Below are 21383 nucleotides of genomic sequence, written 5' to 3'. Positions count from 1 at the left end.
ATTGAGTCGCATGCCTGGACAATACTTGAAAAATGGGGTAGATAAGACCCAGGGTAAGGAAATCTAGAAAAAAGAGTAGTAGTGTATGAAGGGGGGATGGAACTGGACTTAGGTAAAAACGTATCAGAAGTTCAGGGAGTTATCCCCAAAAAAATAAAGGCGTCAATAAACCAAAATTTTCTGACAATCTCCGTCAATCAAGAAAATACCCTAAATACGGTATTTTTTTTTAAGCATCAATGATTTAGTTTAGGGGATCGTCTGGTTAAAAAAAAAAACGACCCCAAAAGAAAAATCTTTCAGGGCCCCTTTAGATGTTTTCACAACGGAATAATCCTTATTGTGAATTGCTTCAAAATGATGATGCTAATATAGGTTTTAACTTCAAAAATAAAAAAATATGAAAAAGATTTTAGGATTGGATTTGGGGACTAATTCGGTTGGATGGGCGTTGATTTCACAAAATTTTGACGAAAAAAAAGGTGAAATACTTGGGATTGGAAGCCGTATAATACCTATGAGTCAGGATATTATGAGTGAGTTTGGTAGGGGGAATTCTATATCCCAAACCGCAAGTAGAACAAATTTTAGGTCAATAAGGAGGTTAAGGGAAAGGCATTTATTAAGAAGAGAAAGATTACACAGGGTTCTAAATATTTTAGGTTTTCTTCCTGATCATTATTCCAATCAAGTTGATTTTGAAAATCGATTAGGAAAGTTTGAAATTGATTCAGAGCCCAAATTAGCATACAATGAAAGCGGTTTTCTTTTCATTGATTCCTTTAATGAAATGGTTAAGGAATTTAAGAATTATAATCCTATACTGTTTGAAAACGATAAAAAAATACCATACGATTGGACCATTTATTATTTGAGAAAAAAAGCTTTAACGCAAAAGATCCAAAAAGAAGAGTTGGCATGGATCATTCTTAATTTCAATCAAAAACGAGGTTATTATCAGCTTAGAGGTGAGGAAGAGGAAGAGAATCCAAATAAGTTGGTTGAATTTCATTCATTGAAAATCGAAAATGTAGTTGCTGATGAAAAACCAAATGTAAAGGGAGAAACATGGTATTCTTTAATTCTTGAGAATGGATGGGTTTATAGAAGATCAAGTAAAACGCCATTGTATGATTGGAAAGATAAAATTAGGGACTTTATTGTCACCACTGACCTTAATGAAGATGGAACTATAAAAACTGATAAGGATGGAATTGAAAAAAGGAGTTTTCGAGCACCAAAGGAAGATGATTGGAATTTGGTAAAAAAGAAAACTGAGCAGGAAATTGACAACTCAGAGATGACAGTTGGTTCATACATTTATCAAACTTTATTAAAGGATCCATCACAAAAAATAAAAGGGAAACTTGTAAGAACCATTGAAAGAAAGTTCTATAAAACAGAATTGGAAACCATTTTAAAAAAACAAAAAGGTTTTCATTCTGAATTGGAAGACATAAATTTTTATAATGATAGTGTAAGAGAATTATATAAAAACAATGATTCTCGAAGAATTCTTCTTAGCAAAAAGGACTTCGTCCATTTATTTTTAGAAGATATTATTTTTTATCAGAGACCTTTAAAAAGCAAGAAATCTACAATTGGAAATTGCCCGTTGGAATTTAGAACGTATGAACATGGTGGAATTGAAGTGAAAAAGCACTTAAAATCTATTCCAAAATCCAATCCATACTATCAGGAGTTTAGATTATGGCAATGGATAAAAAATTTGGTCATTCTAAAAAAGGATGATGAATCTGAATTTAATAGCAAGATTCTTAAGAATATTGAGGATTATGAACGTCTTTTTGAATTTCTGAACAACAAAAAGGAAATAGATCAAAAGTCCCTTTTAAAATTTTTCAAGCTTAATGATAAAGAATTCAGATGGAATTATGTTGAGGACAAAAAGTATCCCTGTAATGAAACATTCGCATTAATTCAGTCTAGGCTCTCTAAGGTTGAGGACCTTCAAAAAGACTTTCTAACTGATAATATCCTACACCAAATATGGCATATTATTTATTCTGTCAAGGATAAAAATGAGTACGAAAAAGCATTAAAGACGTTTGCAGGAAAAAATAGAATAGATAAAAATTCATTTTTTGAGGCTTTTAAAAAATTTCCCCCATTTAAGAACGATTATGGGTCTTATTCGGAAAAAGCTATAAAAAAACTACTTCCAATAATGAGAGTGGGGAAATATTGGAATTGGGATTTTATCGATGAATTATCTAAAAAAAGAATTGAAAAAATCATCACAGGGGAATTTGATGAGGAGATTAAAATTAAAGTCCGGGAAAAGGCTTTCCATTTAACAGAGGAGATCCATTTTCAAGGATTACCCCTTTGGCTTTCCTCATATATAGTTTATGGTCGTCATTCCGAGCCATCCAATGCGGGAAAATGGAATTCAATTGAAGATTTGGAAAATTATTTAGAGGATTTTAAACAGCACTCATTAAGAAACCCTATTGTAGAACAAGTAATAACCGAAACTCTTCGGGTAGTAAAGGATATTTGGCAGAAATATGGGAAAGGCCAAAAAGATTTTTTTAATGAAATTCATATCGAATTGGGAAGAGATTTGAAAAACACCTCAGAAGAGAGGAAGAGGTTAACAAACATTGTTGTTGAAAACGAGAATACTAATTTAAGAATAAAGTCATTATTGATTGAGTTACTTAATGATTCTGAATTTGAAAACATTCGTCCATTTTCACCATCCCAGCAAGAAATTTTAAAAATATATGAAGATGGGATTTTGAATTCAGGTCTTGAGGTTCCTGAAGAGATTGCAAAAATCAGTAAAAAGGCTGAACCATCGAGAGCAGAACTCCAAAAATATAAGCTCTGGTTAGAACAAAAATATAGGTCTCCTTATACAGGCCAGGTTATTCCTATGAGCAAACTTTTTACCAGCGAATATGAAATAGAACATATCATTCCCCAAAGTAGATATTTTGACGACAGTTTCAGTAATAAAGTGATTTGTGAGTCCGCCGTAAACAAATTAAAGGATAACCAAACTGCACTTGAATTTATCAAAAATCATCATGGGGAAGTTATTCCGGTAGGTTTTGGGAAAAGCGTCAAAGTTTTTGATGAATTGGAATTTACTGAGTTTGTAAAAGAGAACTATTCAAAAAATCGGTCAAAAAGGAATAAGTTAATGCTTGAGGAAATTCCTGATAAAATGATTGAAAGGCAATTAAACGATACAAGATATATAAGTAAATATCTGACCTCATTGCTTTCAAACATTGTCCGATCCGATAAAGATGATGATGGATTCAATTCCAAAAATGTCATTCCCTGTAATGGAAAAATAACAGCAGAATTGAGGCAGGATTGGGGGTTAAATGATATTTGGAATGAATTGATATTCCCCCGCTTCGAAAGAATGAATGAATTGACAAAAAGTGATTTATTTACTTCTTACAGTGAAAAGCATCAAAAACACTTGCCAAGTGTTCCATTAGAGTACAGTGTTGGATTTCAAAAGAAAAGAATAGATCACCGCCATCATGCTCTAGATGCTTTAGTAATAGCTTGTGCCACAAGAAATCATGTCAATTTATTAAATAATAAACATGCAAAATCTGATATCAGGTTTGACCTAAATAGGAAACTAAAAATATATGAAAAAGTAAAGTACAAACATCCAAAAACAGGAATTTTGATTGAAAGAGAGGTGCCTAAAATCTTCCAAAAACCTTGGGCTTCCTTTACTCATAATGCAAAAACAGAACTTGAAAAAATTGTGGTCAGTTTTAAACAAAACCTCCGTGTCATAAATAAAGCTACAAACAAGTTTGAAAAATGGGTTGATAAAAATGGAATAAACACCAAGGAAACTATTAAGCAATCAGTAGTCAACTGGGCGATTAGAAAGCCTCTTCATAAAGATACAGTTTCAGGCATTGTTAAATTAAAAAAAATAAAAACAGTATCTCTAAATACTGCCCTAGAAAACTATCAAGATTTAGTTGATAAAGACCTAAAGAAAAAAATCATATCCTTAGTCAAATTAAGATATGACAAAAAGCTTCTTTTAAAATTTTTTAAAGACAGGAATTACAAATGGGAAAATAAAGAAGTGTCAAAAGTTGGAATTTATTACATGGAGGAGGATAATGTTGCTTCTAGAGTTAGTTTAGATTCTTCTTTTAATGTGAAAAAAATCGAAAGTATTACAGACCATGGGATACAGAAAATCCTTTTGAATCATCTAGAAAAGTATAAGGGCGTTCTCGACGAAAAAGGAAATGAGATTTCCCCAGAAACCTTGGCTTTCTCTCCTGAAGGAATTGAAGAAATGAATAATTCTATATCAGAACTAAATGGTGGAAAATTTCATCATCCTATTCTTAAAGTCCGAACTTATGAACCTAAAGGCAATAAATTTCAGGTGGGGCAATCAGGGAATAAGTCCAAAAAGTATGTCGAAGCGGCGAAAGGAACAAACCTATTCTTTGCTATATATCAAAATAGCGAAGGAAAAAGAAGCTTTGAAACAATTCCTTTTAATGTTGTCGTAGAACGGCAAAAACAGGGATTATCTCCTGTCCCTGAGATAAATGAAAAAGGAGATAAAATTCTATTTCATCTTTCTCCAAATGATCTGGTTTATATTATACATAACGAAGAAAATAGTATTACAGTTTCTCCTGGCGAAATAATGGAAAGTACAGCCCAAATTCAAAATATTTATAAAATAGTAAGTTTTACCGGTAATCGACTTTATGGGATACCTTTCAGCGTTTCATCGCCTATTGTAGATAAAGTTGAGTTTTCACTTTTAAATAAACTTGAATTTTCAGATAAAAAAATATCTATTAAAGAGAACTGCATTAAACTTAAAGTTGATAGACTTGGTGAAATTTTAAGATGAAGTTTGTTTTGTGATTCCTTGGAAAGGCTAGTTGAGTCAATTGTTTATGGTTTGATACAAAAATCATTTGAATTTTCTGTCTATAAAAATTGGGCCTAGAAGTTCTTTGCTTTTAAAATTGGTTTAAAATAGCAATAAATCGTTATGATAAAAAGAACACTTTTTTTTGGAAATCCTGCTTACCTCAGTACCAAAAATGAACAGTTGGTAATTTCCTTTCCGGATGACAAACCTGAACGAACTGTTCCTATAGAGGATATTGGCATGTTGGTTTTAGAAAACCAACAGATTACCATTACCAATGGACTTTTGTCCAAACTGACAGATTGTAAAGTTGCAGTAGTGTCTTGCAATGCCCAACATATGCCTGAGGGTTTATTATTACCAATGAACGGGCATAGTGAACAAACAGAAAGAATCAGATACCAATTGGACGCAAGCCTGCCTTTAAAAAAAAACCTGTGGCAACAGACAGTGACGGCCAAGATATATAATCAAGCCGGACTGTTGCAGGAGAAAGGGAAAAATGCCCAAAGACTCTTTCACTTGGCAAAGAATGTCTCTTCGGGAGATACAGGTAACCATGAAGCCCAGGCTGCTGCCCATTATTGGCAACACCTTTTTGATATCCCGGAGTTTAACCGTGGCCAAGGCGGAATACCTCCCAATAACCTGCTGAACTATGGCTATGCGATCTTGAGGGCAGTGATCGCTAGGGCATTGGTTTCTTCTGGGATGTTGCCTCAGGTGGGGATTTGGCATAGAAACAAGTACAATGCCTATTGCCTGGCTGATGACATTATGGAACCATACAGGCCATATGTGGATCTAATCGTGTGCCACATAGTCGACAATACGGATGATTATACTGAACTTACTGTGGACCTGAAAAAGGAATTGTTGAATATTCCTGCTTTGGACGTTCAGATCGATGGACAAAAAAGCCCCCTGATGGTCGCCGCTAGTAGGACGACAAGTTCTCTGTTTGAGTGCTTTGCTGGCATCAGCCGAAAAATCATTTACCCCGACTATGGATGAGCGCTATTTTTCAAGACTTAACCAATACAGGAGTTTGTGGGTCCTAGTTTTTTTTGACCTGCCCACCGAAACCAAAAAAGACCGGAAAATTGCAGGTTCATTCCGGAAAAAGCTTTTGGATGATGGTTTTGCTATGTTTCAGTTTTCGATTTACATGCGGTTTTGCGCCAGCCGGGAAAATGCCGATGTGCATACCAAAAGGGTCAAAAAGAATTTGCCTCCAAAAGGGAAAGTAGGCATCATGCAGATTACAGACAAGCAATTTGGGATGATGGAGATTTTTTATGGAACCAAGACCGTAGAGACCGAACCACCGGCGCAGCAATTGGAACTGTTTTGATGAAAAAGACTTGCCAGATTACGAAAACCTGCCAGGTCTTAATTGAACCCTTCTAATTCTTGAGATTTTTTTTATTCAAAATAAGCTCATAAAATACAGCATACCAATCACTTACGTGAGGGTATGCTGTGATTTCCAATGGAAGTTATCATTTTGAAAGCAATTCACAACCTTCCCCGGAATCGGAATCATCGACTGCTCGCTGTGATTTCCAATGGAAGTTATCATTTTGAAAGCAATTCACAACATAAGCCTTACACCCCATGCTACCAATTGAGCTGTGATTTCCAATGGAAGTTATCATTTTGAAAGCAATTCACAACACACCCAGGCGCAGGCTTAGGCTCATGATTGCTGTGATTTCCAATGGAAGTTATCATTTTGAAAGCAATTCACAACAGAATGTACTGTGGGATTTCCTTGGATTGGGCTGTGATTTCCAATGGAAGTTATCATTTTGAAAGCAATTCACAACTCATCCCTCGCGCGTAATTCATCCAGTTATGCTGTGATTTCCAATGGAAGTTATCATTTTGAAAGCAATTCACAACCTTGTAGGGTTTCCAGCTTTCCCGTCCAGCGCTGTGATTTCCAATGGAAGTTATCATTTTGAAAGCAATTCACAACAAGTAATCATAAGGATGACGGAATTCGATGCTGTGATTTCCAATGGAAGTTATCATTTTGAAAGCAATTCACAACAAATCTTTCGATGGCTCTCTGCTCCCATGAGCTGTGATTTCCAATGGAAGTTATCATTTTGAAAGCAATTCACAACAGGAATTCATTGACAGGGATATCGGGGACAGCTGTGATTTCCAATGGAAGTTATCATTTTGAAAGCAATTCACAACCCGGATGATACCTTCCATATTTTCGGAAGTGCTGTGATTTCCAATGGAAGTTATCATTTTGAAAGCAATTCACAACAATAAGGTCAAATTTGTAGAAATGGACCTAGCTGTGATTTCCAATGGAAGTTATCATTTTGAAAGCAATTCACAACTCCTTCTCCAATCCATTGATTTTGTTGATTGCTGTGATTTCCAATGGAAGTTATCATTTTGAAAGCAATTCACAACGGAATATCATCCTCGAAACCCTCGACCACAGCTGTGATTTCCAATGGAAGTTATCATTTTGAAAGCAATTCACAACTTTGAGCCAGAAATGGATTTAGAATGGGATGCTGTGATTTCCAATGGAAGTTATCATTTTGAAAGCAATTCACAACTGAAAGCCGCTGGACGATCGAGGCCCCCGCGCTGTGATTTCCAATGGAAGTTATCATTTTGAAAGCAATTCACAACCTGTCCTTTGGCATTTTGTAGATACTTAACGCTGTGATTTCCAATGGAAGTTATCATTTTGAAAGCAATTCACAACAATGCCCTACGGTGGCCATTGGCGAAGTAAGCTGTGATTTCCAATGGAAGTTATCATTTTGAAAGCAATTCACAACACAGAACGGAACCATTTAATTTGTTCCGCAGCTGTGATTTCCAATGGAAGTTATCATTTTGAAAGCAATTCACAACAGACAAATCCGGTGGACTCTTTAATTCGATGCTGTGATTTCCAATGGAAGTTATCATTTTGAAAGCAATTCACAACTCCGATGACCACAAAAGCAGGGATAGGGTTGCTGTGATTTCCAATGGAAGTTATCATTTTGAAAGCAATTCACAACTGGTAGGCTTTTACTTCGCCAATCGCCACCGCTGTGATTTCCAATGGAAGTTATCATTTTGAAAGCAATTCACAACTAAGTGGTAGTGGCATATTTAGTCTAATTGCTGTGATTTCCAATGGAAGTTATCATTTTGAAAGCAATTCACAACTCCATACGATCCGGTGACCGGGGAGAACTGCTGTGATTTCCAATGGAAGTTATCATTTTGAAAGCAATTCACAACCTTTTTTAACAATCTGACAGTAAATCCGTCGCTGTGATTTCCAATGGAAGTTATCATTTTGAAAGCAATTCACAACCTGCCTTGTTGTCGGGGGCTTCCTTTCCTGGCTGTGATTTCCAATGGAAGTTATCATTTTGAAAGCAATTCACAACTTTTCTGCGTGCTTGGAAATGATGCTCCACGCTGTGATTTCCAATGGAAGTTATCATTTTGAAAGCAATTCACAACAACGAAAGCCACAAAAGCAGGGATAGGGTGCTGTGATTTCCAATGGAAGTTATCATTTTGAAAGCAATTCACAACAGAAGTCTCGCGGAAAACTGCGGATTCTCCGCTGTGATTTCCAATGGAAGTTATCATTTTGAAAGCAATTCACAACACACCTTTAAAGGTAAATGTTACATTGTCAGCTGTGATTTCCAATGGAAGTTATCATTTTGAAAGCAATTCACAACCCGCACTGAATATATCCTCAGGCTGGAAAAGCTGTGATTTCCAATGGAAGTTATCATTTTGAAAGCAATTCACAACACAAATGCAAGTGGCTTTTTGTGGTCTATGGCTGTGATTTCCAATGGAAGTTATCATTTTGAAAGCAATTCACAACGTTGCGTTCCTTAAACTCCCCTGAAAAGACGCTGTGATTTCCAATGGATTTATCATTTTGAAAGCAATTCACAACGCATCACTCGAACCCCGTCTAATGACCAAGGCTTTGATTTCCAATGGATTTATCATTTTGAAAGCAATTCACAACAGGTTCTGGTGAGTGGAGACACTCACCGGGGCTGTAAGAAACTGTTATACTTTTGAAATCACAATTCTTCACCAAAACAAAAGCAGAATTTCCAAGATCAAATTAATGTTTGCTCAATAATTGTTCATTTGATTAGAGACGGGGTTGGCATACATGGCTAGGAAACTGCTTACCGCCATAGGATCATTTTGGTCTACGCCTTTTTTAAAACGCCTTTCAAAAAGTTCTTTTTCCTCTTTGCTGTATTTATCGGAAAATTGATCCGATCCATAAAGGAGGTCATGGGCGATATATTTGGTAGGCCATAATTTATATCCCATTATGATCTGTCGGTCTATCAATTCAGCCAATTCCTGCAGCTGCCTCACAGGTCCGGAAACTGTTTTTGATATGTAGTTGATCGGTTCGGTCAATACCTCCCCGATATGGATATGGATTCCTTTCTTTTGGCCAATAATGCCATTCAGTAAGGTGTGAAAATCTTCATTTTCTCCTTTGACATAGGCTTCAGACCTTGCTTTGGCCAAGAGTTCCGGCATCTTGAGTACGTCGGTTGGATCGTATTCATAAGAGATACTTACCGGGACAACATTGATTTTTTTGAAATAATCCAGGATATTTTCTCCGGTGTCAGCGGCCATTCCGATCATTTTGAGGACTCCTTTGTGGGTCATGTCATTGCCGTCCTTTGTCCGGCCTTCCCTTTGGGCTATCCATACGGACCTGTTTTCCCTAAGGAGGGATTGTCTTATAAATGCTGAAATCGTTTTGGAGCTTTCCAAAAGTTCTCTTGATGGAATGCCCCTTTTGATTATAAAGCTTCTTGTCAGTCTTGCCAAGGTTCTAAGGAAGGGTTTTTTGACAAGGTTGTCGCCTATGGCGGAAGTGGTCATACGAAGCCCATGCTCGTAAAGTGAGGCATTGAGTAGGGAGGTATCTAGGATGATATCCCTGTGGTTTGAAATGAAGAGGTAAGAGGTGTTTTTTTCTAGTTTTTCAAATCCCGACGTACTCAGCCCGCTCGAACTTTTTTCCAGCACTTTTTGAATGGCAGGATAGATAAAGTTGATTTGGAAATCCCTGATAGAATGGCAATGAAGCATGAGGTTTTTCCAATATTCGTCTTTTTCTTCAGGAAAGGTAAAATTCATCATTGCCTTCAGCATCGGGTGGTCTATAATCTCCCGAATGGCATCATTAACTTCTGTATCGTAATAGGGTCTGATATCGTCGAATGCTGACATCTTAGTGGTTTTGATGATTGTGCAAATAAAGTGAATTTTAGGGAAAGGGCGAAGTTTGTTGTTATGATTTAAATAAGAACCAAGAACAGCCTGAAAATAAAAAAAGCAGCCTTTTGAGCTGCTTTTTTGGTTGGCCGACCAGGTTTCGAACCTGGACTCTTCTGAACCAAAATCAGACGTGTTGCCAGTTACACCATCGGCCAATTTTCTGTTAAAAACCCCTGTTTTTCAAAAGGTGTCACAAATGTAGGGGTACTTTCCTTTTTATGCAAGTAGGGGAGTGAAGATTTTTAAATGATATAATTTAAATGCTTTAATGTCAGCCTAAAAAGATTAGAGTTTGTCTGTCAAAATCATGTTCATGATGGCAATAAAGTGCAGGATTGTTCCGGCCAACACAAAAACGTGCCAGATAGTATGGCCAAAACGCATTTGAGGCTTTGTATAAAATATGGTACCAAGCGTGTAGCTAAGTCCACCTGCAGCGATTAGGGAAAGGGTAGGGATACTTAAAGAAGTGAGTAAGGGTTTGATCAAAAAAACAGCCATCCAGCCCATGCCCAGATAAAGAATAAGGGAGGCTTTACTGAATTTGTGGGTAAAGAAAATTTTAAAGATTGTACCAAACAGTGTCAATCCCCATATAATCCCAAAGAATATCCAGCCCAAAGTTCCTTTTACAGCCAATAGCAAAAAAGGAGTGTATGTACCCGCTATCAAAAAGTAGATTCCAATGTGGTCAAAGGTTCTCAGCCATATTTTGATGGGCCCGTTAGGCGTGGCATGATAAAGGGTAGAAAATGTATAAAGCAGTAAAATTGAAGCCCCAAAAAGGCTGCAACTGACAATATGTAAGGCTGTTCCGTTGAGGACAGAAAAAGTGACTAACAATGCTATGGCTACTATGCTGAATAATATCCCAAATCCGTGGGTAATACTATTCGCAAATTCCTCCTCAAGTGATTGTTTTCTTTCCATGCTTTGTCAAGTTGGTTTAAATATAGTCACAAGAAACAAAAATCTGTCTCCAATTATTCTAACGAAATCGATTGAAATTTAAATTTATGTTACTAAAAGCCTGATTATTTTGTATTTATGCAAAATTATACATTGTTTTGTGATCAAATTTGAAAAAAGCATTTACATTATTTAACAAAACAATTATAATCATGTCAGTAAAAATTTCTGAAAAAACCATTGTTTCAACTTTGGAAAAACTTGAAAAATTAAACTTGGACGAGAAGCTTCATGCTGAGCTTTCATGGTGTTGGAACAGTTTCCAATATGACAACAATCCCGTTGGTGTAATTGAAAAAAGCAAAAAGGCTTTGGAATTATTGAAAGCCAAAAGAGAAGAGAACAATAAGTCTGTTGCTAAAAAATTGGTCGAAGATCTTGAAAAAATCGCTTTGAATTAATTTTGACAAAACAAAAAAGGCTTTCAATCGAAAGCCTTTTTTGTTTATGATAATTTTTTGGTAAAGCTTACTCGGCTACTACCACAAATTTCACGGAGCTTTTTACCTCTCTATGAAGGTCAACCTCAGCTTCAAATTCTCCGGCACCCTGAACAGGTACATTGATGGAGATTTTCTTTCTGTCGATATCCACTCCTTTAGTAGCCAAAGCATCAGAAATCTGAAGTGTAGTGACTTTTCCGAAGATTTTACCTGACTCGCCGATTTTAGCCTTGATTTCCAAAGTCATTTCAGCAAGTTTTGAAGCCAATTCCTCAGCTGCAGTTTTGATTTTTTCAGCCTTGTGGGCTGCTTGCTTTACGTTTTCGGCAAGGATTTTTTTGTTGGAACCTGTAGCCAATACCGCAAATCCCTGAGGGATGAGGTAATTTCTACCATAACCTGGCTTTACTTCGACCATGTCATTTTTGTATCCAAGTCCTTTTATGTCTGTTTTAAGAATAACTTCCATTGTAATACTATTTTAAGATAAATGAACAAAGATGTACTATTTCAATCCGTCAGTTACAAATGGCATCAACGCCAAGTGTCTTGCCTTTTTGATGGCGTTGGACACTTTTCTTTGAAACTTGGCTGAATTCCCTGTCAATCTTCTTGGAAGGATTTTTCCCTGCTCATTGACAAACTTCAAAAGGAAGTTAGGGTCTTTGTAGTCGATATACTTGATACCGCTTTTTTTGAAACGGCAGTATTTTTTTCTGTTATCGTTTCTGTTGATTGGTTCGTTTTTAAGTGTCATACTGCAGACTCCTCCTTAGCTTCAGTTTTTTTGTTAAATTCACCTTTTCTTCTTTTGTCTCCGTAAGCAATTCCGTGCTTGTCAAGAACTGTAGTAAGGAATCGAAGGATTTTTTCATCTCTTCTGATTTCAATTTCCAATTTCTTGATCACTGATGGATCTGCCTTGTACTCGATTAAAATGTAGAAACCGGTGCTTTTTTTCTGAATAGGGTAGGCCAACTTTTTAAGACCCCAATTCTCAACATTGATGATTTCTGCTCCCTCAGTTTTTAACAAGTTTACAAACTTGTCTACGGTATCCTTCATCTGAACTTCAGACAAAACGGGAGTAAGTATGAATACCGTTTCATAATTTTTTTGGAACATGATTTTTTTTATTTTAAGCTTATTTTTGATAAACAGACCGCAAAAGTAGTTGTTTGTCCTGTTTATTCCAAATATAAGATCGAAAATACCGGATTATTTCACCTCAAATGTCTTGCTCCCAATCTGATATCCGTCGGAATATATTCTCACTTCGTAGACGCCGGGGTTGTATTTGGTGCCTTTCTCGTAGAAGTAAGTCAATGTCTGCTTGGAATTGTCAAAGATTATATCCTGATGGACTGTGTAAAATTCTTCCCTGCCATCAATGGAGAAGGTTCCTGAACCTTTTGCTACATCAAAAATTGGCTGGTTGTTAGGTGCCATAATCTGGACATAGATATCTCTTGGACCTTTTTCAGCTACTTTATTGTCAGCTAGGTTGAAAGTCACGCGAAGCTTTTCCAACTGTCTGTTTTTGAAACCGTCTTCTCTTTCTTTACCGCGGGAGTTTACCGCTGCGATGCTGATATTTTCAGCGCGTAGTCTTGCTGCGATATCAACTTTTTCCTGAAGTTCCTTTTGTTTTACATTCAATTGGGCAACTTCTTCCTGGATTTGGGCCTGGGTGGTTTTCAAATCGGTATTTTCAGTGAAAAGTTGCTCATTGACTTGCCTTAGTCGGATGATTTCCTGGTCTTTTTCTTCAATAGTTTTGGAGAAGGCTGCAATTCTTTTGTTCAATGATTCGATTTCATCTGAGGATCGCTTTCTGTCTAAGCTTCTTTCTCTGCTGAGTTGTTCCTTGATTTCCTCCAAAGCCGCGATGTCGCCACCAAGTTTGGTGATTTCCTGAATTCTGAGGTCAAGCTGATAGGTCATGGAATCAATCCTTCTGTTGAGTTCGTTGTTCTCTTCTGAAAGCATCAGGATTTCTTCAGATTTTCTGGTTTTGTCAAGGTGGTCAGTATAAAGTTTTATGCCACTGGCAACAATCAAAATCAGCAGGACAATGATAAGGATGTTTTTTCCATTGTCACTTTTAGTGTTTTTTTGTGGAGTAGTTTCCATAGATGAATAAATTGTAGAAAATTTTAAATTAAGGGTTTTATGTCAAATTTCCTCGGCGAAGATTACTGGACTTTTAGATATCAACATAATACCATTGGCTGGGATGTAGGTGAAGTTACGAAACCTTTTAAGCAATATTTAGACCAAATTGATAATTATTGGTTAAAAATACTTGTTCCCGGTGCGGGGAATGGATATGAAGCCCAATATGCGCTAAATAGGGGGTTTTTGAACACTAACATTTTAGATATTTCATCTTTTCCGTTGACAAATTTTCAACTAAAAAACCAAAATTTTCCTGAAAAGCAAATCCATCATATTGATTTCTTTGAGCATCAGGGTGGGTATGATTTAATTTTAGAGCAGACTTTTTTTTGTGCATTGCCTCCAAACCGCCGTCAGGATTATGTCAAAAAAATGAGTGAACTGCTTAATCCTGGAGGAAAAGTAGTTGGGCTTTTGTTTAATCGGGATTTTGAAAACCCCGGCCCTCCTTTTGGTGGGGATTCCGAGGCTTACAGGAAGTTGTTCGAACAGGAATTCAATATCCTAAAAATGGAGCCCTGTCATAATTCCATCCCTCCAAGAATGGGGCAGGAGTTGTTTTTTATTTTACAAAAGGATCAATAATGTAGGGTATAGTGGGATTTGGAAAGGGTTTTGTCAAAAAACAAGATGCCACATTCGAAAAAATCCAAGCTAATGACGACCTCAGGATAGGATTTGATTTTTTCCCAGGCCCTGTTCATTTCTTTTGACCAGTGGATATCTGCAATGGCAATTATGCTGCTTTCTTTTATTTTTGGAAGGATAAGCTCAAAATACTCCAAAGTCGCCTGAAAGGTATGGTTGGCATCCAAAAGGGCAAAATCTACAGGATGGTTTTTATCCAATATATAAGGAAGGGAATTTTTTAAATTTCCCAATACAAAATGGGTATTTTCAGGTTTTGGAATTTCTTGGGATTGGCTCCAAAGTGCTTGGGAACCTTCAAAGGTAAACAAGGTGCCTTTGGTAGCTTGGGCCAAATACCGTGTATTGATTCCCACACAGGTACCAAGTTCATAGACATTGAGTGCAGGTGTCTTGGAGCAGAAAAACTGATACAGTTGGGAGAATTTTCTTGAGCTCGTGCTGTACTTTGTGACTGAGGAAATCTTTCTTTTTGGTTTGGTCAATTTGATAGAACCTGCCCCAAAATCCTCAACCTCGCATGTTTGATCGGAGGAAAGTAATGTTTTTCTGAATTCCTCAATTTCAAGGTCTTTTCCTTTGGACTGTTGTATATATCCCAGAAGCCCATTATAAACATCAAAAACAAAAGGTGATTGCAAGGCATATTGGTCTTCCTTGACAAGCCAATAATGCAAATAGGATAGGAGAGGATAAAAGTGCCGCTTCAAGTTTAATTGTCGAAGATATCAGCAATCAACTGAAATTCAGGAATTTTAACTTCTAAAACTTTTCCGTCAAATAATTTCTCCATAAAAAAAGAACCTCTCATTTTACCCAAACCTGATTTGAGGTTACAGCCCGACACATATTCATGAATGTACCCCGGCTCGAGGATAGGCTGTTGACCGACTACGCCGTCACCCTGAACAGTTTTGGTGGCATCCCCTGCATCAAAAATCTCCCATTTTCTCCGCATCAGCTGTATAGTATTGGGGCTGTTGTTTTCTATGTTTACCTTGTAGGTAAACACATAATGATGCTGGTGTGGACTCGAAAATTCGGCTTGATAGGTAACTTCTACAGTGACTTTAATTCCTTGGGTAACAGCTGTAACCATTTCTTTTTTATTAACGGGATTTAAAAATTCGAAAACTTTGTCTTATTTCCAAATTATCTATACAATACGATACAAAAATGGATGTAAAAATTGAATCTGGATGGAAAAACCTTCTTGAGGAGGAATTTTCAAAACCATATTTTAGTGTTCTGGCAAGTTTTGTTAAATCAGAATACCAGAACGAGGTGATATATCCTAAAGGTAAGGAGATTTTCAATGCCTTTGACCATTGCCACATAGAAAAACTGAAAGTAGTCATCCTCGGTCAGGATCCTTATCATGGACCGGGGCAGGCACATGGACTTTCATTTTCGGTACGTGAAGGTATTCCTTTTCCGCCAAGCCTTCTTAATATATTCAAGGAAATCAACCGAGATATGGGTTACTCTATGCCGCCTAATGGAGACCTGACCAAATGGGCTGATCAAGGGGTTTTGCTATTGAATGCCACCCTCACGGTGCGTGCCCATCAAGCAGGATCTCACCAAAATAAGGGGTGGGAGCTTTTTACAGATGCTGTCATTAGAAAAATTGCTACCACCAAGGAAAACATCGTCTTTATGCTTTGGGGTGCCTATGCCCAAAAGAAGGCCGCTTTTATCGATGAAGCCCGACACCTCAAGTTGCACGCACCACACCCGAGTCCGCTATCAGCACATAGGGGTTTTTTGGGTTGTGGCCATTTTTCTAAAGCCAATGCTTACCTTAAGGGAAAGGGTATAGGGGAGATTATGTGGTAGTAGTCAAGTAGTCCACGGTCGACAGTCGACTGTCGACCGTGGACAATTTTTCCAATCTTCCAATCTTCTAATTTTCCAATATTTTTACCAAACCCCTCTCACCTTCATGTCTAATGTATATACTTTGTCGGTTGCTGTAATAAACAAGGTCTTTCGTTCAGTTCCTCCAAATACGACATTGGCTGTCCATCTCTCAGGTAGGGGAATGTAGGCTATCTGCTCTCCTTTGGGATTAAAAACAGTAACCCCCTTGCCTGTGAGGTAGACATTTCCTTTATTGTCAATGGTCATCCCATCTGACCCCATTTCGCAAAAAACCTTTTTGTTTTTTAGGTATCCGTCTTCTTCGATTTCGTACACGTAGGTTTTGTTGTCACCTATGTCTGCCACATACAATTTTTTGCCGTCAGGTGTTCCTACCAAGCCATTTGGTTTGACAAGTTTTTCGTCTACCCTAAAAAACTGTACCCTGTCTGGTGCCAAATAGTAAAGATGTTCGCCATCCTGCTCCATTTCTTGACTTCTTCCTGTCCACCAAGGCCTTTTGTACAAAGGGTCGGTGAGGTACAGGCCTCCATTTGGTGCAATCCAAACATCATTTGGTCCGTTCAGCTTTTTTCCTTTGAAGTTTTCGATCAGGACTTTTACATCACCTTTATCATCAATGGCAATAAGTTGGTTTTCCTGATCTGCACAGGAGATCAAAATGTCTCTCCGGTCAAAATACATTCCATTAGATCTTTTTGTGCCTTCTTTGAAAAGTGTGACTTCATTTCTGGTTGCTGACCATTTGAATATCTTGTCGTTTGGCTGGTCAGTAAAATAGATATCGCCATTGCGGTGAACGGCAGGTCCTTCAGTAAAGGTATATCCTTCGCCCACTTTCACCAAGGAAGCATTTTTAGCGACTACACTACCCCTGTCAAGTTCTTGGGATTGTGAATGGAATGTGAAAATCACGGAGATAATTGCTGTAAAGTAGTATTTCATTGAGGTCATCATAGGGGTGTTTATTGGGTAATAAATTCAGTCCAAAGTGGAAAATGATCAGAAAGCCGGAAAGATAATTGAGAAATTGTATAGTTCCTATCCTTGAGTACATGGTCGCGAAAATCCACTATTCCACCTTGCACATATTTCAGGTTGATGTTGTTTTCAAACCATGCGATTTGGTCATAAAATGTATTTGTTTTTTTAAAAACAGTTCTGTCCTGTTCCTGAAGGTCATTTGGGATATAAAGTCCGGAGGAAATGAAAGCATCAAAGGTCGGATCTCCCTTTCGCATCAGGTTAAAATCCCCCAAAGTCAGCAGGCTATGGTTCCATGAAGCCATCTCCTGTGACCAGCCAAATATCCAGTCTGCAATGGCTTGGATCTCTCCAACACGGTCCTGTGATTTTGATCCAAATAGCACATGCAGGGTCAATAACACAAAAGTACTTTTCCCTGCTTTGAAACTCACTCCATAGGGCGTCCGAGCAAATTGGCGAGTCAGCGCATCATTTTGGATTTCCTTGTTTTTCTCCAAAACCTCATCAGGTATGACGATCTCGCAGGCAAGTCCGGACAGTTTGACTTTTCGGGTGTCAAAGATGAATGCTAGCCTTTCATTGTTCCCTTTGGATCCTGCAGTGACATCTGTCATCAAAAAACTCCAGTCCGAACCCAACAGGTGCATGGTTTCTCTTAATCCTTTGAAATTTCCCCGCACTTCCTGAACAGCGATGATGTCAAATTTTTTGATGATCTCAACAATGCACAGCAGGGCATGGGCATCTCTCTTTGGGGAGTCATTTTCTTCAGATTGCCATTTCATAATGACATCGCCAAACATCCGGATATTCCAAGTGCAGATGAGGACGTTTTTGTCCAGTTTTTTGGCAGGGATGGTCCAATCCAAAAATCTGCGGAAAGCATCTAATTCGTCTTGAATAGCTTTTGGAGGGGAAAATAGATTGATGGACATCTTAAAAACAGAGAAAGAAAGAGAAGAATGATTAGAAAATTGTAAAAGCTTACTAATTTTATCAAAACCCAATTTAATTGTTTATGACCAATATTGAGAAAAACCCCAAAACCTTTTTGGACAGATTTTTGGATTTTATTGAAAATGCGGGGAATAGGCTTCCCGATCCTGCCATTCTTTTTTTGATCCTGATGCTCTTTACCTGGGTGCTTTCCGCCTTGCTATCACCGATTGACTTTGGCGCTGTAGACCCAAGAAGCGGTGGAGAGCTGCGTATCCAAAATCTCCTTTCAGGAACGCAGTTTGCCGCTTTCTTTTCCAATATGACCGGTGTATTTATCAATTTTCCTCCTTTGGGGGTGGTGTTGTTGGCGATGTTGGGAGTAGGGGTGGCTGAACATTCCGGATTTATCAATGCAGGATTGAAATTTTTATTGGGAGTCACTCCCAAAATGCTGCTTACGCCGATTTTGGTTTTGGTGGCAATTGTCAGCCATACTGCTGCAGATGCAGGGTATGTTTTGGTGATTCCACTAGGTGGTGTGATTTTCTATGCAGCCGGAAGGCATCCTCTGGCAGGCATTGCAGCTGCCTTTGCGGGAGTTTCCGGAGGATTTAGTGCCAATTTCATTCCTTCTAGCATTGATCCGCTGATCCAGAGTTTCACCCAATCAGCAGCCCAAATCATCGATGCTGAGATTGTGCTTAATCCGCTGAACAACATTTTTTTTACAGGCCTTTCAAGTCTTTTGGTCGTCCTAGTAGTCTGGTTTCTGACTGACCGGGTGGTAGAACCACGGTTGAACAAGAATGTAATTGTAGATGCTAATCTTCAAGACATCCCAAAAATAGAAGTCCTGAACAACAGGGAGAAGAAGGCCTTTTGGCTTGCATTTGGCATCATGTTCTTTTGTATTGTTGGCCTTTTCCTTTGGGCTTATCCTCAAGATTCTGCCTGGAGAGATGCAACAGGGGAGATTACATCCCGTGATGCGCCTTTGATGAAATCCATTGTACCATTGATTTTTATATTATTCTGGATTCCCGGAGTGATATATGGATTTGCAGCAGGGACATACAATAGCATGAAAGATATGGTGGCTTCCATGAGTAAGGCTATGGGAAGTATGGCGTACTATATTGTGATGGCTTTTTTCTGCGCTTTGTTTATTGATGCTTTTGGCAAATCCAATATCGGGGCACTGACTGCGCTGAAGGGTGCGGATTTTCTCCAATCTTTGAATCTGCCCTCCCAAATTACCATTGTAGGCATTGTGATTTTGACATCCTTGGTCAACCTGTTGGTGGGTTCGGCTTCTGCAAAATGGGCCTTGATCAGTCCGATATTTGTGCCGATGCTGATGCAATTGGGAATCTCTCCCGATCTTACCCAAGCTGCTTACCGTGTTGGGGACTCGGTTTCCAATATCATCACCCCTTTGCTGCCGTATTTTCCACTGATCGTGGTGTTCTGTCAGCGGTATGTCAAGTCCACCGGTATCGGAACCCTGGTTTCAATGATGCTTCCTTACTCCCTTATGCTGTTGGTAACCTGGACTTTATTCTTGCTGATTTATTGGTCATTGGGGATTCCACTCGGGCTGCAAAGTACCTATGAGTATGTGATGGCGGTGCCGTGATTTATTGGGGATTATTTGGATTGAAGGCAGTTACTGACATCTAAGGCTAAATCTTTATCAAATCCGATATTTATTGATATGGATATCCGAAATGTTGCACGTTGAGCTTGGAGGTGACCATGTCGGATGCAGATACCTAACTTGAGATTGGGAAAATTGTACCCACTGAAAACAAAAAAATGGCTTCTACAAATACCTCAAAAATGCCTCAGGGTTATTGAGAAAGTTTTTCAGGATGGTAAAATGCTCGGTATCTTCGTAATTGACCTTTTGGATATTTTCCGAAAACTGGTAAATCGTTGCATTGGGCAAGGTCATCAGAATAGGAGAGTGGGTGGCGATGATGAACTGGCAACCATGGTTTTCAGAGAGGTTTTTGATCAACGAAAAAAGTGCCAACTGCCGCTGTGGCGAGAGCGCCGCTTCCGGTTCGTCAATCAGATAAATTCCTTCTGCCTGCAACCTTCCCTGCAATACTTTCAAAAATCCCTCTCCGTGGGAGACTTCTGTCAGGTCCCCATACTTGCGAAGCAAAGCTTCCTTTTGGCCGTGGACCGCGCCGACGGCCAACTTCAAGCCTGTGCCGCTCAATTGCTTTTCAAAATCCACAATGTCTCCTTTGAATTCTTGGTCGATATTCCTGAGGCGCTTTACAAATCCAAAATAGTCCTCCGCTCTAAAGAAAAACCCCCGATAAGCCTTTTTCTTCCAAGAAGTTATGATGGCTTCACCGAATGCTTTTACGCCTTCCAAGGTCTCATCCCTTTCTAGATCATTGCTTCCGATGGCGGGTAGGTTAAGCTTGATTGCCAATGCTTTAAGCAATGTAGATTTGCCTGACCCATTCTCTCCAACAAAAACCGTGACAGGGGTATTAAATGACATCGAGCCCAACTCCCTGAATGCCGGTAAGGTAAAAGGGAAATGGGTTTGTGGTCCTGAAGGAAGGTTGATTTGGCTGAGGTAGTACATGGTTTAGTAGGATTCTTGTGACTATGGGGATACCTTTTTCTTTGTTGTAATTGTTGTAGTGGTTGTATTTGTTCTAATTGTTGTCTGCTTCGCGTTTTCGGGTTGTCGAGTTTCACGTTGTCTGTTTTCGGAATCCGGCATTCTGAACAGCATCCTGTGGATGTGAGGAATCTCTTTATATTGAGACTCTTCGCTTCACTCAGAGAGACGGATACTAAGTCATTATGAATTCATCATTCTTAATTCTTAATTTCCCAAGTCTCGTATTTGTGGTTGTTGAGTTGTAATTGTTCTAGTGGTTCCGCCACGGCGGACAGGTGTTATTGTTATCTTCTTCGCGTTATAGGGTTGTCGAGTTTCACGTTGTCTGTTTTCGGAATCCGGCATTCTGAACAGCATCCTGTGGATGTGAGGAATCTCTTTATATTGAGACTCTTCGCTTCACTCAGAGAGACGGATACTAAGTCATTATGAATTCATCATTCTTAAT

18 protein-coding genes, 1 tRNA gene and 1 CRISPR repeat array are annotated in these 21383 nt (G+C 38.4%); of the genes, 7 read left to right on the top strand and 12 right to left on the bottom strand.

Annotation, left to right across the window (positions count from 1 at the left end; genetic code table 11):
* Window positions 1-400: 400 nt before the first annotated feature.
* From cas9 to cas2, 3 genes are all read left to right on the top strand, one after another.
* Complete coding sequence (gene cas9, locus MMU07_RS10595; RefSeq protein WP_241125848.1) at window positions 401-4894, top strand: type II CRISPR RNA-guided endonuclease Cas9; 4494 nt, start codon at window positions 401-403, stop codon at window positions 4892-4894.
* 144 nt (window positions 4895-5038) lie between these two features.
* Window positions 5039-5932, top strand: a complete 894-nt coding sequence (cas1, locus tag MMU07_RS10590) for a type II CRISPR-associated endonuclease Cas1 (protein WP_241125847.1) — start codon at window positions 5039-5041, stop codon at window positions 5930-5932.
* On the top strand, window positions 5925-6272 hold the full coding sequence (cas2, locus tag MMU07_RS10585) for a CRISPR-associated endonuclease Cas2 (protein WP_241125846.1): 348 nt from the start codon (window positions 5925-5927) through the stop codon (window positions 6270-6272). The genes cas1 and cas2 overlap by 8 nt, the downstream gene beginning before the upstream one ends.
* A 125-nt stretch (window positions 6273-6397) precedes the next feature.
* A CRISPR array of direct repeats spans window positions 6398-8795; the repeat unit is 46 nt; unit sequence GCTGTGATTTCCAATGGAAGTTATCATTTTGAAAGCAATTCACAAC.
* A 263-nt stretch (window positions 8796-9058) separates the two neighbouring features.
* Here cas2 and MMU07_RS10580 read toward each other — a convergent pair.
* The 3 genes from MMU07_RS10580 to trhA form a co-directional block, all read right to left on the bottom strand.
* On the bottom strand, window positions 9059-10189 hold the full coding sequence (locus MMU07_RS10580; RefSeq protein ID WP_241125845.1) for a 1-acyl-sn-glycerol-3-phosphate acyltransferase: 1131 nt from the start codon (window positions 10187-10189) through the stop codon (window positions 9059-9061).
* 127 nt (window positions 10190-10316) lie between these two features.
* Window positions 10317-10392: transfer RNA gene (locus MMU07_RS10575), tRNA-Gln, on the bottom strand.
* 130 nt (window positions 10393-10522) lie between these two features.
* The gene (trhA, locus tag MMU07_RS10570; protein ID WP_241125844.1) at window positions 10523-11167 is read right to left on the bottom strand and encodes a PAQR family membrane homeostasis protein TrhA; all 645 of its coding nucleotides are present in this window, start codon (window positions 11165-11167) and stop codon (window positions 10523-10525) included.
* Between the two features lie 191 nt (window positions 11168-11358).
* Between trhA and MMU07_RS10565 the strand changes: the two genes are divergently transcribed.
* Window positions 11359-11607, top strand: coding sequence for a hypothetical protein (locus MMU07_RS10565; RefSeq protein ID WP_241125843.1), 249 nt, complete (start codon window positions 11359-11361; stop codon window positions 11605-11607).
* 67 nt (window positions 11608-11674) lie between these two features.
* Here the strand turns inward: MMU07_RS10565 and rplI are convergent, their stop codons facing one another.
* From rplI to MMU07_RS10545, 4 genes are all read right to left on the bottom strand, one after another.
* The gene (gene rplI / locus MMU07_RS10560) at window positions 11675-12118 is read right to left on the bottom strand and encodes a 50S ribosomal protein L9 (protein WP_241125842.1); all 444 of its coding nucleotides are present in this window, start codon (window positions 12116-12118) and stop codon (window positions 11675-11677) included.
* 36 nt (window positions 12119-12154) lie between these two features.
* The gene (gene rpsR, locus MMU07_RS10555; RefSeq protein ID WP_113924785.1) at window positions 12155-12406 is read right to left on the bottom strand and encodes a 30S ribosomal protein S18; all 252 of its coding nucleotides are present in this window, start codon (window positions 12404-12406) and stop codon (window positions 12155-12157) included.
* The gene (gene rpsF / locus MMU07_RS10550) at window positions 12403-12774 is read right to left on the bottom strand and encodes a 30S ribosomal protein S6 (RefSeq protein WP_241125841.1); all 372 of its coding nucleotides are present in this window, start codon (window positions 12772-12774) and stop codon (window positions 12403-12405) included. The genes rpsR and rpsF overlap by 4 nt, the downstream gene beginning before the upstream one ends.
* Before the next feature lie 93 nt (window positions 12775-12867).
* Window positions 12868-13782 carry a hypothetical protein gene (locus MMU07_RS10545; protein WP_241125840.1) on the bottom strand — a complete coding sequence of 305 codons (915 nt, stop codon included), beginning with the start codon at window positions 13780-13782 and terminating at the stop codon, window positions 12868-12870.
* A gap of 39 nt (window positions 13783-13821) precedes the next feature.
* On the opposite strand from MMU07_RS10545, the gene MMU07_RS10540 reads away from it, so the two are divergent.
* Complete coding sequence (locus MMU07_RS10540; RefSeq protein WP_241125839.1) at window positions 13822-14412, top strand: TPMT family class I SAM-dependent methyltransferase; 591 nt, start codon at window positions 13822-13824, stop codon at window positions 14410-14412.
* Here MMU07_RS10540 and MMU07_RS10535 read toward each other — a convergent pair.
* Window positions 14406-15185, bottom strand: a complete 780-nt coding sequence (locus tag MMU07_RS10535; RefSeq protein WP_241125838.1) for a class I SAM-dependent methyltransferase — start codon at window positions 15183-15185, stop codon at window positions 14406-14408. The two genes, MMU07_RS10540 and MMU07_RS10535, sit on opposite strands and share 7 nt — an antisense overlap.
* Before the next feature lie 2 nt (window positions 15186-15187).
* Window positions 15188-15574 carry a Co2+/Mg2+ efflux protein ApaG gene (gene apaG / locus MMU07_RS10530; protein ID WP_241125837.1) on the bottom strand — a complete coding sequence of 129 codons (387 nt, stop codon included), beginning with the start codon at window positions 15572-15574 and terminating at the stop codon, window positions 15188-15190.
* 77 nt (window positions 15575-15651) lie between these two features.
* Here apaG and ung point away from each other — a divergent pair, with 77 nt between their 5' ends.
* Entirely contained in the window at window positions 15652-16314 is a 663-nt protein-coding gene (gene ung / locus MMU07_RS10525; RefSeq protein ID WP_241125836.1) for a uracil-DNA glycosylase, read from the top strand.
* An 84-nt stretch (window positions 16315-16398) separates the two neighbouring features.
* On the opposite strand, the gene MMU07_RS10520 is transcribed toward ung, so the two are convergent.
* Together MMU07_RS10520 and MMU07_RS10515 are read right to left on the bottom strand one after the other, a co-directional pair.
* Window positions 16399-17313, bottom strand: coding sequence for an SMP-30/gluconolactonase/LRE family protein (locus tag MMU07_RS10520; RefSeq protein WP_241125914.1), 915 nt, complete (start codon window positions 17311-17313; stop codon window positions 16399-16401).
* Window positions 17314-17324: 11 nt separating this feature from the next.
* Window positions 17325-18281: an endonuclease/exonuclease/phosphatase family protein gene (locus MMU07_RS10515; RefSeq protein WP_241125835.1), complete on the bottom strand. Its 957-nt coding sequence runs from the start codon at window positions 18279-18281 to the stop codon at window positions 17325-17327.
* 83 nt (window positions 18282-18364) lie between these two features.
* Here MMU07_RS10515 and MMU07_RS10510 point away from each other — a divergent pair, with 83 nt between their 5' ends.
* Entirely contained in the window at window positions 18365-19921 is a 1557-nt protein-coding gene (locus tag MMU07_RS10510; protein ID WP_241125834.1) for an AbgT family transporter, read from the top strand.
* A 186-nt stretch (window positions 19922-20107) separates the two neighbouring features.
* Here MMU07_RS10510 and MMU07_RS10505 read toward each other — a convergent pair whose 3' ends face one another.
* Window positions 20108-20893, bottom strand: a complete 786-nt coding sequence (locus MMU07_RS10505) for an AAA family ATPase (RefSeq protein WP_241125833.1) — start codon at window positions 20891-20893, stop codon at window positions 20108-20110.
* Between the last annotated feature and the right edge of the window lie 490 nt (window positions 20894-21383).

This window comes from Cognataquiflexum nitidum (genome assembly GCF_022538055.1).
GTDB classification, from domain to species: domain Bacteria; phylum Bacteroidota; class Bacteroidia; order Cytophagales; family Cyclobacteriaceae; genus Cognataquiflexum; species Cognataquiflexum nitidum.
Note: the sequence above shows the minus strand (reverse complement) of the source record. Positions and strands in the feature narration are given on the sequence as shown.

What these genes read in the sequence shown, in the direction of transcription:
- cas1 (WP_241125847.1), top strand. Translation starts at nt 5,039, where the DNA reads ATGATAAAAAGAACACTTTTTTTTGGAAATCCTGCTTACCTCAGTACC.
- ung (WP_241125836.1), top strand. Translation starts at nt 15,652, where the DNA reads ATGGATGTAAAAATTGAATCTGGATGGAAAAACCTTCTTGAGGAGGAA.
- MMU07_RS10510 (WP_241125834.1), top strand. Translation starts at nt 18,365, where the DNA reads ATGACCAATATTGAGAAAAACCCCAAAACCTTTTTGGACAGATTTTTG.
- rplI (WP_241125842.1), bottom strand. Translation starts at nt 12,118, where the DNA reads ATGGAAGTTATTCTTAAAACAGACATAAAAGGACTTGGATACAAAAAT.
- apaG (WP_241125837.1), bottom strand. Translation starts at nt 15,574, where the DNA reads ATGGTTACAGCTGTTACCCAAGGAATTAAAGTCACTGTAGAAGTTACC.
- MMU07_RS10515 (WP_241125835.1), bottom strand. Translation starts at nt 18,281, where the DNA reads ATGTCCATCAATCTATTTTCCCCTCCAAAAGCTATTCAAGACGAATTA.
- MMU07_RS10545 (WP_241125840.1), bottom strand. Translation starts at nt 13,782, where the DNA reads ATGGAAACTACTCCACAAAAAAACACTAAAAGTGACAATGGAAAAAAC.
- MMU07_RS10540 (WP_241125839.1), top strand. Translation starts at nt 13,822, where the DNA reads ATGTCAAATTTCCTCGGCGAAGATTACTGGACTTTTAGATATCAACAT.
- trhA (WP_241125844.1), bottom strand. Translation starts at nt 11,167, where the DNA reads ATGGAAAGAAAACAATCACTTGAGGAGGAATTTGCGAATAGTATTACC.
- cas2 (WP_241125846.1), top strand. Translation starts at nt 5,925, where the DNA reads ATGGATGAGCGCTATTTTTCAAGACTTAACCAATACAGGAGTTTGTGG.
- rpsR (WP_113924785.1), bottom strand. Translation starts at nt 12,406, where the DNA reads ATGACACTTAAAAACGAACCAATCAACAGAAACGATAACAGAAAAAAA.
- MMU07_RS10565 (WP_241125843.1), top strand. Translation starts at nt 11,359, where the DNA reads ATGTCAGTAAAAATTTCTGAAAAAACCATTGTTTCAACTTTGGAAAAA.
- MMU07_RS10580 (WP_241125845.1), bottom strand. Translation starts at nt 10,189, where the DNA reads ATGTCAGCATTCGACGATATCAGACCCTATTACGATACAGAAGTTAAT.
- MMU07_RS10505 (WP_241125833.1), bottom strand. Translation starts at nt 20,893, where the DNA reads ATGTACTACCTCAGCCAAATCAACCTTCCTTCAGGACCACAAACCCAT.
- rpsF (WP_241125841.1), bottom strand. Translation starts at nt 12,774, where the DNA reads ATGTTCCAAAAAAATTATGAAACGGTATTCATACTTACTCCCGTTTTG.
- cas9 (WP_241125848.1), top strand. Translation starts at nt 401, where the DNA reads ATGAAAAAGATTTTAGGATTGGATTTGGGGACTAATTCGGTTGGATGG.
- MMU07_RS10520 (WP_241125914.1), bottom strand. Translation starts at nt 17,313, where the DNA reads ATGACCTCAATGAAATACTACTTTACAGCAATTATCTCCGTGATTTTC.